Origin of the sequence: Thalassotalea sp. PS06, from assembly GCF_007197775.1 — a bacterium.
In the GTDB taxonomy this organism is placed as follows: Bacteria; Pseudomonadota; Gammaproteobacteria; order Enterobacterales; family Alteromonadaceae; genus Thalassotalea_A.
Genome location: NZ_CP041638.1, coordinates 2,070,743 through 2,084,751, shown reverse-complemented (window position 1 = coordinate 2,084,751; position 14,009 = coordinate 2,070,743). Strand labels below are relative to the sequence as shown.

Annotated in this window: 12 protein-coding genes; 11 read left to right on the top strand and 1 reads right to left on the bottom strand. The window is 44.7% G+C overall.

Annotated elements, in window-relative coordinates:
• Positions 1–383: 383 nt before the first annotated feature.
• From sdhC to sucD, 8 genes are all read left to right on the top strand, one after another.
• Entirely contained in the window at positions 384–758 is a 375-nt protein-coding gene (sdhC, locus tag FNC98_RS09285; protein WP_143580965.1) for a succinate dehydrogenase, cytochrome b556 subunit, read from the top strand.
• Positions 752–1,099 (top strand): succinate dehydrogenase, hydrophobic membrane anchor protein, encoded by a 348-nt coding sequence (sdhD, locus tag FNC98_RS09280; RefSeq protein ID WP_143580964.1) that lies wholly within the window; start codon positions 752–754, stop codon positions 1,097–1,099. The genes sdhC and sdhD overlap by 7 nt, the downstream gene beginning before the upstream one ends.
• On the top strand, positions 1,100–2,866 hold the full coding sequence (sdhA, locus tag FNC98_RS09275; RefSeq protein ID WP_143580963.1) for a succinate dehydrogenase flavoprotein subunit: 1,767 nt from the start codon (positions 1,100–1,102) through the stop codon (positions 2,864–2,866). It begins immediately after the preceding gene.
• A gap of 13 nt (positions 2,867–2,879) precedes the next feature.
• Complete coding sequence (locus FNC98_RS09270; RefSeq protein WP_136736403.1) at positions 2,880–3,590, top strand: succinate dehydrogenase iron-sulfur subunit; 711 nt, start codon at positions 2,880–2,882, stop codon at positions 3,588–3,590.
• Between the two features lie 81 nt (positions 3,591–3,671).
• A complete protein-coding gene (locus tag FNC98_RS09265) occupies positions 3,672–6,470 on the top strand; it encodes a 2-oxoglutarate dehydrogenase E1 component (RefSeq protein WP_143580962.1) in 2,799 nt (932 codons plus the stop codon).
• Positions 6,471–6,504: 34 nt separating this feature from the next.
• Entirely contained in the window at positions 6,505–8,031 is a 1,527-nt protein-coding gene (gene odhB / locus FNC98_RS09260) for a 2-oxoglutarate dehydrogenase complex dihydrolipoyllysine-residue succinyltransferase (protein ID WP_143580961.1), read from the top strand.
• Between the two features lie 134 nt (positions 8,032–8,165).
• A complete protein-coding gene (sucC, locus tag FNC98_RS09255; RefSeq protein ID WP_143580960.1) occupies positions 8,166–9,332 on the top strand; it encodes an ADP-forming succinate--CoA ligase subunit beta in 1,167 nt (388 codons plus the stop codon).
• A complete protein-coding gene (gene sucD, locus FNC98_RS09250) occupies positions 9,332–10,204 on the top strand; it encodes a succinate--CoA ligase subunit alpha (protein ID WP_143580959.1) in 873 nt (290 codons plus the stop codon). Before sucC ends, sucD begins: the two co-directional genes overlap by 1 nt.
• A gap of 1,183 nt (positions 10,205–11,387) precedes the next feature.
• On the opposite strand, the gene FNC98_RS09245 is transcribed toward sucD, so the two are convergent.
• Positions 11,388–12,383 carry a D-cysteine desulfhydrase gene (locus FNC98_RS09245; RefSeq protein ID WP_185967919.1) on the bottom strand — a complete coding sequence of 332 codons (996 nt, stop codon included), beginning with the start codon at positions 12,381–12,383 and terminating at the stop codon, positions 11,388–11,390.
• 296 nt (positions 12,384–12,679) lie between these two features.
• Between FNC98_RS09245 and FNC98_RS09240 the strand changes: the two genes are divergently transcribed.
• The 3 genes from FNC98_RS09240 to FNC98_RS09230 all read left to right on the top strand — a co-directional run bounded on the left by FNC98_RS09240 (position 12,680) and on the right by FNC98_RS09230 (position 13,936).
• Positions 12,680–13,033, top strand: a complete 354-nt coding sequence (locus tag FNC98_RS09240) for a hypothetical protein (RefSeq protein WP_143580958.1) — start codon at positions 12,680–12,682, stop codon at positions 13,031–13,033.
• A 231-nt stretch (positions 13,034–13,264) separates the two neighbouring features.
• Entirely contained in the window at positions 13,265–13,489 is a 225-nt protein-coding gene (locus FNC98_RS09235; RefSeq protein WP_143580957.1) for a hypothetical protein, read from the top strand.
• 12 nt (positions 13,490–13,501) lie between these two features.
• The gene (locus tag FNC98_RS09230) at positions 13,502–13,936 is read left to right on the top strand and encodes a MotA/TolQ/ExbB proton channel family protein (protein ID WP_143580956.1); all 435 of its coding nucleotides are present in this window, start codon (positions 13,502–13,504) and stop codon (positions 13,934–13,936) included.
• Positions 13,937–14,009 lie beyond the last annotated feature (73 nt).

Sequence of the window (14,009 nt, the reverse complement as noted above, 5' to 3'; positions counted from 1 at the left end):
TTTTTAATCATAAAAATCCAAGACAAATGATTAATTAGTCAGTTTTTACGAATGCAAAATTGCCGATATTCTACTCTAAGTTTATGGGTAAATGTCAAACTTATTGTGTAGTACTTTCGTATTTAAACCGTTATTTTTTAAAATATTGGAGTTTTTACCCTAAATTTGGCGGAAAAGTAGACAGAAGCTAATAAAAAACCTCATAAAATTGTAATTCAATATAGACCTATATATAATTCGTGCGGATCTGTTTCCGGGGAAATTTCAGGGGAGTTGGAATTTGTTTTGAAACAGGAAAAAATAACAAACTTGGTTATTTAAAATGGCTTACCATTTTAAATAGAAATACAACTAGCTGGACTATTAGTTTTTAGGCAAGAACTGTGAAAAAACAACGACCTGTAAATCTTGATTTAACGACAATCAAGTTTCCAGCCGCTGCAAAAGCATCAATCTTGCACCGTATTAGCGGTGTGATGATGTTTTTCGCTGTTGGTATCTTAATTTGGGCCCTTTCGGTTTCTCTTTCCTCAGCTGAAGGTTTTGCAACCATCGAGTCACTCCTGCAAGGCTTCTTCTTTAAATTCATCATCTGGGGCATTGTCTCAGCATTAATCTACCACCTAGTAGGCGGTATCCGTCATTTGATTATGGATATGGGCCACCTGGAAGAAAAAGGCTCAGGCCAAACCAGCGGTAACGTAGTAATCGCTATCTGGCTTCTATTATCAGTCGTTGCAGGAGTATGGTTATGGTAAACAATGTAGCAACTTTAGGTCGCAGCGGTGTTCATGACTTCATCCTGATCCGCGCAAGCGCCATCATTCTTGCCTTGTATAGCTTATTCATGCTGGGCTACTTCATCATCACTGATGATGTCACTTACGAATCCTGGACAGCGTTATTCGCTTGTCTACCTATGAAGATATTCACCATTCTGGCGGTGTTAGCCGTATTGTTCCACGCCTGGATCGGTATCTGGCAGGTTTTGACCGACTACGTGAAAAACACAGCGTTACGTGGTCTTCTTCAATTTATTTTTACCATCACGCTATTTGTATACGTAGCGGCGGTTTTCTTAACAGTGTGGGGTGTGTAAGTGAGCGTACCAGTTCGTGAGTTTGATGCCATTGTAATTGGCGCCGGTGGTGCGGGTATGCGCGCCGCATTAGCAATTTCAGAGTCAGGCCAGTCATGTGCTCTGATTTCTAAAGTATTCCCAACTCGTTCCCACACCGTATCTGCACAGGGTGGTATTACCGTAGCTTTAGGTAACGCCCACGAAGATAACTGGGAATATCACATGTACGATACCGTTAAAGGTTCTGATTTTATCGGTGACCAGGACGCTATCGAATATATGTGTAAAACTGGTCCGGAAGCGATTATCGAACTAGAGAACATGGGTCTGCCATTCTCTCGGTTCGAAAACGGTAAAGTTTACCAACGTCCTTTCGGTGGTCAGTCTAAGAATTTTGGTGGCGAGCAGGCAGCTCGTACCGCAGCAGCCGCTGACCGTACCGGTCACGCCTTGTTGCACTGCTTATATCAGCAGAACGTTAAAAACAAAACCAACGTATTCTCTGAGTGGTATGCACTAGATCTAGTGAAAAACTCAGACGGCAACGTTGTTGGTTGTACCGCCGTTGATATCGAAACCGGCGAAGTGGTTTACTTCAAAGCCCGTGCAACCGTATTAGCCACTGGTGGTGCAGGTCGTATTTTCGCATCAACTACCAATGCTCACATTAACACTGGTGACGGTGTTGGTATGTCTCTGCGTGCGGGTATCCAGATGCAGGACATGGAAATGTGGCAGTTCCACCCAACCGGTATCGCAGGTGCGGGTGTACTGGTAACGGAAGGTTGTCGTGGTGAAGGTGGTTACCTTCTAAACAAAGACGGCGAGCGCTTCATGGAACGTTATGCACCTAACGCCAAAGACCTTGCCGGTCGTGACGTTGTTGCTCGTTCAATGATGACTGAAATCCGTGAAGGTCGTGGTTGTGACGGTCCTTGGGGGCCACACATTAAGCTTAAGCTTGATCACCTTGGTCGTGAAACCCTTAACCAACGTCTTCCTGGCGTATGTGACTTGTCAAAGACATTTGCACACGTTGATCCAGCAGAAGAGCCAATCCCTGTTATTCCTACCTGTCACTATCAGATGGGTGGTGTACCTTGTAACGTTAACGGTCAGGCTATCAACATTGATGCTAGCGGCAACGAAACTATCGTTGAAGGTCTATTCGCGGTTGGTGAAATCGCTTGTGTATCGGTACACGGTGCTAACCGTCTGGGTGGTAACTCACTACTTGATTTGGTTGTATTTGGTCGTGCTGCAGGTAACTTCCTTGGTGAATACCTACGCGACACGCAAAACGGTACAGATGCTTCAGCATCTGACTTAGAGCAGTCTCTAAGCCGTTACAATCGTTGGGAAGGTAGCGACAAGGGTGAAGACCCAGTTCAAATTAAGAAAGATTTACAACAGTGCATGCAGCTTAACTTCTCGGTATTCCGTGAAGGTGAAGCAATGGCACAGGGTATGAAAGAGCTTGCTGAAATCCGTGAACGTCTGAAGCATGCACGTCTTGATGACAAATCTTCAGAGTTCAATACTCAGCGTATCGAATGTCTAGAGCTAGACAACTTGATGGAAACGGCTTTCTGTACAGCAAAAGCTGCGAATTTCCGAACCGAGTCTCGTGGCGCCCATGCTCGTCAGGACTTCACTGAGCGTGATGACGAGAACTGGTTATGTCACAGTATTTATACCCCTGAAACGGAAGAGATGAGTAAGCGGTCTGTTAATATGACACCTGTGCATCGTGAAGCCTTCCCACCAAAAGTAAGAACATACTAAGGAGCAGAAAAGGATGAAACAAACGTTTTCGATTTACCGCTACAACCCTGATGTAGATAATGCTCCGTATATGAAGGACTACGAGTTAGAGATCCCTGAAGGCTCTGACATGATGGTTCTTGATGCATTGATTCTGTTAAAGGAACAGGATCCGTCTCTTTCTTTCCGTCGTTCATGCCGTGAAGGTGTTTGCGGTAGTGACGGTTTAAACATGAATGGTAAGAATGGTCTTGCTTGTATTACGCCACTTTCCGAAGTGAAAGCGAACAAGATCGTACTGCGTCCTCTTCCTGGTTTGCCGGTAGTCCGTGATTTGATTATCGACATGACTCAGTTCTACAACCAGTACGAGAAAATCAAACCGTATCTTATCAATGATGGCAAAAGTCAACCGACTCGTGAGCATCTGCAATCGATCGAAGATCGTGAAAAGCTGGATGGTTTATACGAGTGTATTCTTTGTGCTTGTTGTTCAACGTCTTGTCCTTCGTTCTGGTGGAACCCGGACAAGTTTATCGGCCCTGCAGGATTGTTACACGCTTATCGTTTTCTTATCGATAGCCGTGATACTGCAACGGATGAACGTTTGGACGACTTACAGGATGCCTACAGCGTTTTCCGTTGTCACGGCATCATGAATTGTGTTGACGTATGTCCGAAAGGTTTGAATCCAACCAAAGCCATTGGTTCGATCAAATCCATGTTATTACAAAGAGCGGTTTAATGAAGCTGGCCGGGCATTTGCGAAGTCCGGCATCTTGATTATTCTTTTATTTTGTTGCTTTAGCCCGAAAAGGAACAGGCAATGCCCGAAGGTGTAATGAAGGCTTGGTTAGAGTCTTCCCATTTAAGCGGAAATAACGCCGCTTATATAGAAGAGCTATACGAATCCTATTTAGAAAACGCTCATTCTGTCTCTGATGAGTGGCGCAAAATTTTTGACGAATTACCGGCCCTGGATGGGGTTAAGGTAGAGACTAATCATGCGGTTATTCGCGACCAGTTTCGTGAATTGGCCAAACTCGGACCTCAAAAGGTTGTAAGCGCTCCAGCTGACACCAAACAGGTTCGTGTTCTGCAATTAATTAACGCCTATCGTTTCCGTGGTCACCAAAATGCCAATCTAGACCCATTGGGTTTGTGGCAGCGCACACGCGTTCGTGACCTGGAATTATCTCACCACGAGTTATCTAAGTCTGAATACGACAATGAGTTTAACGTTGGATCACTGGCTGTAGGCCAGGAAGCGATGAAGCTTGGCGACATCCACGAAACCCTTGAAAAGACTTATTGTGGTTCGATTGGTGCAGAGTACATGCACATTACGTCGACGCGTGAGAAACGTTGGATTCAACAACGTCTTGAGTCGGTGCAGTCAAAAGCAAATTACACCGCTGAGCAGCAAACAGAGATCTTAAAAGATCTAATTGCCGCTGACGGTCTGGAAAAATACCTGGGCGCTAAATTCCCGGGTGCTAAGCGCTTCTCCCTTGAAGGCGGCGACAGCTTAATTCCAATGTTAAAAGCCCTAATCACCCGCGCTGGTGAACACGGCACCAAAGAAGTTGTATTAGGTATGGCTCACCGTGGCCGCCTGAACGTTTTGGTTAACGTGATGGGTAAAAACCCTAGCAAACTATTTGACGAATTCGCCGGGAAAATCGATGTTATCGGTTCTGGTGATGTGAAATACCACCAGGGTTACTCTTCAGATTTCATTACTCCGGGCGGTAATGTTCACCTGGCACTAGCCTTTAACCCATCTCACCTTGAAATCGTAAACCCGGTAGTTATGGGTTCTGTGCGTGCTCGTCTTGACCGTCGTGATTGCGATAAAGGCGACTTAGTACTGCCAATCACTATCCACGGTGATAGTGCGATTGCAGGCCAGGGTGTGGTTCAGGAGACATTTAACATGTCTCAGGCTCGGGCTTACAAAGTTGGCGGTACTATCCGTATCGTTGTTAACAACCAGGTTGGTTTTACAACGTCTAATCCGGAAGATACCCGTTCAACAGAATACTGTACTGACATTGCGAAAATGGTTCAGGCGCCAATCTTCCATGTTAATGGTGATGATCCTGAAGCCGTAGTTCTTGCAACGCAAATCGCTCTGGATTTCCGTAACAAGTTCAAGCGCGATGTGGTAATTGATTTGGTATGTTACCGTCGTCACGGTCATAACGAAGCGGATGAGCCAAATGCAACTCAGCCGTTGATGTACCAGAAAATCAAAAAGCACAAGACACCTCGTCAGTTATTTGCCGACAAGATGATTGCTGAAAATCGTCTGACCGAAAGCAAAAACAAAGAGATGGTAGATTACTACCGCAAGTTATTGGATGAAGGTCAGTGTACGGTTGAACAGTGGCGTCCAATGACTGAGCACAGCGTAGACTGGACACCATACCTTGGCCACGACTGGGATGATGAATATGACCACAAAGTCGATATTGATCATTTAAAAGCCTTGGCGAAGAGCATTTCCAGCTACCCAAGCGAGACCAAGTTGCAGTCCCGTGTTAAAAAGATTTACGACGATCGCGTGAAAATGGCCAATGGTGAGAAGCTTCTTGACTGGGGCTTTGCGGAAAACCTGGCTTACGCAATGATTGTTGATGGCGGCGAGCGCGTTCGTATTACCGGTCAGGATTCTGGTCGTGGTACTTTCTTCCACCGTCACTCAGTACTTCACAACCAGGATGATGCCAGCACCTATCTGCCATTGCAGAACATTAGTGAAGGTCAGGGCCCGTTTGAGGTTTATGACTCGGTACTTTCTGAAGTTGCGGTACTGGCATTTGAATACGGTTATACCACCGCAGAGCCAAGTGGCCTGACTATCTGGGAAGCCCAGTTTGGTGATTTCGCTAACGGTGCGCAAGTGGTATTTGACCAGTTCTTATCTTCTGGTGAACAGAAGTGGGGCCGTTTATGTGGTCTGACTATCTTGCTTCCTCATGGTTATGAAGGGCAGGGACCAGAGCACTCTTCCGCTCGTTTAGAGCGTTTCTTGCAACTTTGTGCTGATCACAATATGCAGGTTTGTGTGCCATCAACGCCTGCTCAGGTGTTTAATATGCTGCGCCGTCAGGTTGTACGTCCTATGCGTCGTCCTCTGATTGTGATGTCACCGAAATCATTACTACGTCATCCTCTTGCGGTTTCTTCTTTAGAAGATCTGGCAACCGGTATTTACCAAAACGTTATCGGTGAAGTGGATGAATTAGACAAAAAGGCAGTCGAACGCATCGTGATGTGTAGCGGTAAGGTTTACTACGAATTGCTTGATCAACGTCGCAAGCAAGAGTTAAACAAGGTCGCTATTGTCCGTATTGAACAACTTTATCCGTTCCCGGAAGAAGAGTTGAAGGCGATCATTGCCGAATATCCAAACGTTAAAGATTTCGTCTGGTGTCAGGAAGAGCCGCAAAACCAGGGTGCTTGGTATTGCAGTCAGCACCACTTCAGGAATTCGATTCCAGAAGGTGCCACTCTAACTTACGCCGGCAGAAAAGCTTCCGCCGCTCCTGCTGTAGGCTACATGTCATTGCACGTGAAAGAACAGCAGGCATTGGTTAACGATGCGCTAACGATAAAATAAGCCAGTTAAAGAATTGTGAGTAAGGAATAAATTAATGACAACTGAAATTAAGGTTCCCGTTTTACCAGAGTCAGTAGCCGATGCAAGTGTTGCGACCTGGCAAGTAGAAGTGGGTGAATCCGTAAGTCGTGATCAGGTATTAGTAGAAATCGAAACCGATAAAGTTGTGTTGGAAGTACCAGCACCAGCTGACGGTGTGGTTACTGAAATTCTTGAGCAGGAAGGCGCAACCGTTCTTGGTGAGCAATTACTGGCGATTTTATCTGAAGGTAACAGCAAAGCTGCTCCAGCCAAAGAAGAAGCCAAGGAAGAAGCAAGCGCTGAAGCCCCTGCGAAAGCTGAAGCTCCAGCTGCTGCAACGGCATCTGGCAAAGTAATCGATATTAAGGTTCCCGTTCTTCCTGAGTCTGTTGCTGATGCAACTATCTCTACCTGGCATGTTGCTGAAGGTGAAGCGGTAAGTCGTGATCAGAACCTTGTTGATATCGAAACGGACAAAGTTGTTTTAGAAGTTGTTGCTGAAGAAGACGGCGTGATTGGTAAAATCATCCATGCTGAAGGCGACACGGTTTTAGGTGAGCAATTAATCGGTCAGCTAAACGCTGGTGCAACCTCTGCACCGGTAGCAGCTGCTGAAGAGTCAGCTGGCGCTGAAGCTTCTGGTGATGAAATTGCCAGCCCGTCTGTACGTCGTATGCTTACTGAGAACGGTTTAACTGCCGCTCAGGTTAAAGGTACTGGCAAAGGCGGTCGTATCTCTAAAGAAGACGTAGAAGCGCACCTTGCAAAAGCGAAAGCGCCTGCAGCTCCAGCTGCGAAAGAAGCTCCTGCAGCCGCGGCTCCAGTTGCAGTTCAGGGCGAGCGTAGCCAAAAACGTGTTCCTATGACACGTCTGCGTAAGACTATTGCTAACCGTCTTCTAGAGGCTAAGAATTCAACGGCGATGTTAACCACGTTCAACGAAGTTAACATGAAGCCAATCATGGATTTACGTAAGCAGTACAAAGACGTATTTGAAGAGCGCCACGGTGCGCGTTTAGGCTTCATGTCTTTCTACGTAAAAGCGGTAACTGAAGCGCTTAAGCGTTTCCCTTCTGTAAACGCATCAATTGATGGCGATGATATTGTGTATCACAACTTCTTCGACGTATCGATTGCTGTATCTACACCACGTGGTTTGGTAACGCCAGTATTGCGTGATGCAGACCAGCTAGGTATGGCTGGTATCGAGAAGGGCATTCGTGAACTGGCTATCAAAGGCCGCGATGGTAAATTAACCATGGACGAAATGCAGGGTGGTAACTTCACCATTACTAATGGTGGTGTATTTGGTTCATTGCTTTCTACACCTATCCTTAACCTTCCGCAAACTGCGATTCTTGGGATGCACAAAATCCAGGATCGTCCAATGGCGGTAAATGGTAAGGTAGAAATCCTGCCAATGATGTACCTGGCACTTTCTTATGATCATCGCCTAATCGATGGTAAAGAATCTGTTGGTTTCCTGGTAACCATTAAAGAGTTACTAGAAGATCCAACACGCCTATTGTTAGACATCTAATTTTTAACCAAAATTTGTTGGAAGATTCACTGTAAGGGACTGTTACTAGTGCCTTACAGTGTTTATAATTCGCAACGATTTTTTTACAGGCAGTTAACGCTGCTATTTTTCTATATTGATAATTGGAAAACACCATGAATTTGCATGAGTATCAAGCGAAGCAATTATTCGCAGAATATGGTTTACCAGTTTCAGAGGGCTTTGCTTGCGATACCCCTCAGGAAGCTGCTGAAGCTGCTGACAAAATCGGCGGCGATATGTGGGTGGTTAAAGCTCAGGTTCACGCTGGTGGCCGCGGTAAGGCTGGCGGTGTTAAGCTAGTAAAAACGAAAGACGAGATCAAAGAGTTCGCACAACACTGGTTAGGTAAGAACTTAGTTACTTATCAAACAGACGCTAACGGTCAGCCAGTTGCTAAGATCTTAGTTGAGAGCTGTACCGATATCGCTAACGAATTGTACTTAGGTGCAGTTGTAGACCGCGGTACTCGCCGTGTTGTATTCATGGCTTCTACCGAAGGTGGTGTTGATATCGAGACAGTTGCAGAAGAAACTCCGCACCTGATCCACAAAGCTGCTATCGATCCACTAGTTGGTCCTCAAGCATACCAGGCTCGTGAACTAGGCTTCAAACTAGGTCTTAACCCAGTACAAATGAAGCAGTTCGTTAAGATCTTCATGGGTCTTGGCAACATGTTCATCGACCACGATTTCGCATTACTTGAAATCAACCCTCTAGTTATCACCGAAGAAGGTAACCTTCACTGTCTAGACGGCAAAATCGGCGTAGATTCAAACGCGCTTTACCGTCAGCCTAAAATCCGCGGCATGCACGATCCTTCACAGGAAGACGAGCGTGAAGCACACGCAGCTCAGTGGGAACTGAACTACGTAGCACTAGACGGTAACGTTGGTTGTATGGTTAACGGTGCTGGTCTTGCGATGGGTACCATGGATATCGTGAACCTTCACGGTGGTAAGCCAGCAAACTTCCTGGATGTAGGTGGTGGCGCGACGAAAGAGCGTGTTGCAGAAGCATTCAAAATCATCTTGTCTGACGACAATGTAAAAGCAGTACTAGTAAACATCTTCGGTGGTATCGTTCGTTGTGACATGATCGCTGAAGGTATCATCGGTGCCGTTAAAGAAGTTGGCGTAAACGTTCCAGTAGTCGTTCGTTTAGAAGGTACTAACGCAGAAGCTGGTCGTGAAGTACTAGCAAACTCTAACGTTGACGTAATCGCAGCTGAGTCTTTAACTGACGCTGCTGAGAAAGTTGTTGCTGCTGCGGAGGGCAAATAATGTCTGTATTAATTAACAAAGATACCAAGGTAATCTGTCAGGGTTTCACTGGTGGTCAAGGTACTTTCCACTCCGAGCAAGCAATTGCCTACGGTACGCAAATGGTTGGTGGTGTATCTCCTGGTAAAGGCGGTCAAGAGCACTTAGGTCTTCCAGTATTCAACACGGTTCGTGAAGCCGTTGAAGCTACTGGTGCTACTGCAACAGTTATCTACGTTCCTGCACCTTTCTGTAAAGATGCAATCTTAGAAGCTATCGACGCTGGCATCGAACTAATCGTTACCATCACTGAAGGTATCCCTACGCTAGACATGCTTGACGTTAAAGTTAAGCTTGAAGAAACTGGCGTTCGCATGATTGGTCCTAACTGTCCAGGTGTTATCACTCCGGGCGAATGTAAGATTGGTATCATGCCAGGTCACATCCACAAGCCAGGTAAAGTTGGTATCGTATCTCGTTCAGGTACACTAACTTACGAAGCCGTTAAGCAAACGACAGATGCTGGTTTCGGTCAGTCTTCTTGTGTTGGTATCGGTGGTGACCCAATCCCAGGTACTAACTTCATCGACGTTTTAGAAATGTTCCAAAACGACGACCAGACAGAAGCTATCGTAATGATCGGTGAAATCGGTGGTACTGCAGAAGAAGAAGCTGCGGAATACATCAAAGCTAACGTGACCAAGCCAGTTGTTTCATACATCGCTGGTGTTACTGCTCCTCCGGGCAAGCGTATGGGTCACGCTGGTGCTATCATCGCTGGTGGTAAAGGTACTGCTGACGAGAAATTCGCGGCTCTTGAAGCTGCTGGTGTTAAAACCGTTCGTTCACTAGCTGACATCGGTAAAGCACTTAAAGAGAAAACTGGTTGGTAATCTACCGCTAAGTTTCTAAATAAACGCCTCGCTACTTCGGTACCGGGGCGTTTTTTTGCACATGGACGTGCTTATCCTCCCGTACCATGGATGGTAGCAAGGGAGGGTTTGCACATGGATGATGAGCTTTGTCGAGATATTACCATCCATGATATCTCGACATTCAATACGTCCATGTATCTTTCCTCCCGTACCATGGATGGTAGCAAGGGAGGGTTTGCACATGGATGATGAGCTTTGTCGAGATATTACCATCCATGATATCTCGACATTCAATACGTCCATGTATCTTGTCGAGATATTTTCATTCATGATATCTCGACATATTGTAAATCCCTTTACATATCCTGAACGTGCCAGGGATGGTGTTAGTCAGGGTCGTTATTGAGGTTTGAAGTTGTTTTGAAAAAAGTTATTTTAAGGAATACAGAAACAGGGAATGAAAACGTTGGCTTGTTTTTACCTATTAATTAAAACAAGTCATTAGTAACCACTGGTCATTTTTGTCACTATTTGTATTAGGGATAACGCAAACATGAATAACAAATCTCGTCGAATACTCTTCGCCACCGCGATAATACCAATCCCATTAAATTATTGCTCACTCAGTGAGAATTTAAAGGCGTTTAGACAAGGCTTTGATTGCAGAGAATGGTCACTCCATTGTCAAAATCAGTAACGCAGGATAAACGCCTTTAAAACTCACCCGTAGGGAGTTAGTGAGAGGCCCATTTACTGCCCTATATTTCATTAATATAGAATGACTATATCAATAAAATCTATGTTGTAAATGAACCTCGGCCCTAACTCTGAGTTGTGCACAAACTTAATGGGATTGGTATAAGCGTCATTTTGGTCGCTGTTTTCGCCTTTTTTGCTGATGAGGCACGCAAAGAGATTTATTTTCTCTGTGGTAATTTCAAACAAGGTGATAGTTATTCAAGGGTTATCAAACAATTGGATACCGCGAATTTATCTGGCTATCACGTTGAAACTTCTCAAACGGGTAAACGCGTTGTTCATAGTAGTATGCTTCATTTTCACATCATCTCTTGTGACATTAATTTCGATAATGTTGGGGTTGTTACTTCTGCTTCGTATAACTAAAACATAACTGGGATACAATGCATTAAGTAAGCGTTACCATTGAATGACGTTTGTAATCGATGGGTGACCCCATTTACTATTTGAATAAGTCCTTATAAGCAAATAGCCCAACACTGCCACCCGTATGTAAAAAGGCGACATTTTGTTCTGCTGAAAATTCGTTATTGTTGATCATGTCCAACATGCCAACCATGGCTTTTCCTGTGTAAACCGGGTCGAGCAAAATTGCTTCATGCCTCGCCAGGGTTTTTACAGCTTCAACCATAGCAGTGGTTGGGATCCCATAACCCTCGCCATAATACTGGTCTTTAATGTCAATGCGTTTTATTGCGGATTGTAAATCGAAACCAAGCGCTTCGCTCATGGGTTCTAACAAGTCGATGATTAATTCGCGTTGCGCAGTCTCAGGCTTACTCACGCATACCCCAATGACCCGAGTATCAGCACCTAAAAGCTCCATGCCGGCGATTAATCCGGCTTGGGTTCCGGCACTGCCAGTGGCATGAATGAGTGCATCCAATTTGATTTGCTGCTGCTTACATTGCTCCATTAACTCAAATGCGCATTCCACGTATCCACAGGCACCAATCGGATCAGAGCCGCCAACAGTGATAAAGTAGGGCACTTCGCCTTGCGCTTTGAGTTGTTCAACTAAGGCCAACGCGTATTCCAGACAATCCTTATCATCTGGCACAATATGGGGCTCAGTGCCCATAATGGTATCCAAGAGCATATTGCCACTTTGTAGGTAATCGTCACCACCAGTGCCGGGAACTTTCTCAAGGACCAGTGCACACTTTAGATTAAATTTATTGGCGGCTGCGACAGTTTGTCGGGCATGGTTTGATTGAATGCCGCCAATGGTGACTAATATCGTCGCGTTTTTCTTGAGTGCATCGGCAACCAGATATTCTAATTTACGGGTTTTGTTGCCGCCGGTAGCGAGGCCAGTGCAATCGTCCCGTTTGATAAATAGCTTAGCGCTATTGAGTGCCTTTGACAGGTTCAACATAGGCTCAAACGGTGTTGTGTTGCTCATTAGCGCCACTTTTTTAACATCTAAAGTTTTCATCAATTGCCTGTTTATCATCAAAAATTACTGAAATAATATACTAAGTTCTGCGATATATTAAATTCCATAAACGCAACTCCCAGTGCCAGCTTTGTCGATTTATGTTAACTGGCATTAGTACAGCGGTTGGGGGGATTCAATGTTTGCGGTAGAGGCGTGAGGTTAAAGATGCTAGTTTAGAGCGCAATGGATTTGAGAAAACGTTATTGATTAGCCTTAAGTTTTAAGTGGCTAACAACTGGGTATGATCATTTAATCGACGTGTATGTCAAAAGGAAATAATTGGATTTAACTTTATGAAATTTACAACAATAAAATTACTACTTCCCTTTGCCATTGTTATTTTGATTCTGACGGGATGTGATTTACAAAAGCAAGCGGATCAGCAATTTGGCGACCAACATTATAAAACTGCAATTTCTTTAATAGAGCTACACAAGCTCCGTTTTGGTGAATACCCTAACTCCCTCAGCGAATTAAAATATACCGGTGATTGGGATCAAATAGCGCTGCAATCAGTAAAATATAACAAGGTGAATGAAGGTTACACGTTGACGGTGATCAGAGGTTGGGTGGGAAAACCAGAATTGGATTACCCCGAGGAATTTTGGCAGGGTTTAGGAATTATTCTGCCTAAAAACACGGATTAATCTGCCAATTAATGGCTGACGTTCTCGTTTAACCCGAATCTTGACGGATAAGCGAGTGAGTACGCCACGATTGTACTCACGTATTTCTCTGTTGGACGAGTGATAACTCAACCGACAACGCTAATCAAATATATTTTTCCATGGATTTTAACGGGTTACTGTTGGATTTTTACCATTGGCAAGGTAGTCTGGTTATTACACAGCTTGTTGTCTGTTTGTAAAAGGAATTTTATGAAAAAACTATTACTCTGCGCATTTCTCTCACTTTCCCTTTCCGCGTGTACCTCAACTCAGGTTGCAGAAAACTCCTGTGTTTTCGTTAATGGTGCCTATGAATCCGCTGAAAGAAGTCAGTCGCAAGCCCGAGATGACGACAACAGTAAGCATATTATAAATGGATTGTTCGCTATGTTGTTTACCTCACTGTTTGATACCAGTCATCAATGCACTGAGTAGTAGAATAAAGTGATGAATCTGTATCACGCACCAGATAGTGAATTAGCAACCGCCGCAACCTCTTTGCCTAAACATGAAGTATTGGGAAAGGTATTATCCTGGGTCAGTGTTTTAATGCTGTTTTCGGCACTTGGCCTAATCGCTACGACGTTAGAAATAATTTCCTTGTATCAGTCTATTACTTTGTATGGCAAAGGCGATCCGAAAATCATGTCCAGCTCTATAAGTACTGCCTTAGTGCCGATGGTGATGGCCTTGATTCTAGCTTTGCCCGGATATATCGCCGCATTGGTAGCCATCTATGTTACCGACTACCGTTCAAAGGGGGTTTTCAGGTTTTGGGTTTTCTCGTCAGTAGTTTTATTAATATCGGTACCGGTAGGGGTTTTGTTTGGAGCCTTATTGGCGGTTGTCTTATTCATTAAACGGCACGAGTTTCGTAAATAGAAAAATAACAGGGACATTTGGCTTAGCCTAAAGTCTTCATTTCTTCCCCCCAAGAAATTTAAACATTCAAGGA

Excerpts from the sequence above, each read along its gene's own strand:
- FNC98_RS09235 (WP_143580957.1), top strand. The coding sequence starts at position 13,265 with ATGAAAAAACTATTACTCTGCGCATTTCTCTCACTTTCCCTTTCCGCG.
- FNC98_RS09270 (WP_136736403.1), top strand. The coding sequence starts at position 2,880 with ATGAAACAAACGTTTTCGATTTACCGCTACAACCCTGATGTAGATAAT.
- FNC98_RS09265 (WP_143580962.1), top strand. The coding sequence starts at position 3,672 with ATGCCCGAAGGTGTAATGAAGGCTTGGTTAGAGTCTTCCCATTTAAGC.
- sdhD (WP_143580964.1), top strand. The coding sequence starts at position 752 with ATGGTAAACAATGTAGCAACTTTAGGTCGCAGCGGTGTTCATGACTTC.
- sucD (WP_143580959.1), top strand. The coding sequence starts at position 9,332 with ATGTCTGTATTAATTAACAAAGATACCAAGGTAATCTGTCAGGGTTTC.
- odhB (WP_143580961.1), top strand. The coding sequence starts at position 6,505 with ATGACAACTGAAATTAAGGTTCCCGTTTTACCAGAGTCAGTAGCCGAT.
- FNC98_RS09245 (WP_185967919.1), bottom strand. The coding sequence starts at position 12,383 with ATGAAAACTTTAGATGTTAAAAAAGTGGCGCTAATGAGCAACACAACA.
- FNC98_RS09230 (WP_143580956.1), top strand. The coding sequence starts at position 13,502 with ATGAATCTGTATCACGCACCAGATAGTGAATTAGCAACCGCCGCAACC.
- sucC (WP_143580960.1), top strand. The coding sequence starts at position 8,166 with ATGAATTTGCATGAGTATCAAGCGAAGCAATTATTCGCAGAATATGGT.
- FNC98_RS09240 (WP_143580958.1), top strand. The coding sequence starts at position 12,680 with ATGAAATTTACAACAATAAAATTACTACTTCCCTTTGCCATTGTTATT.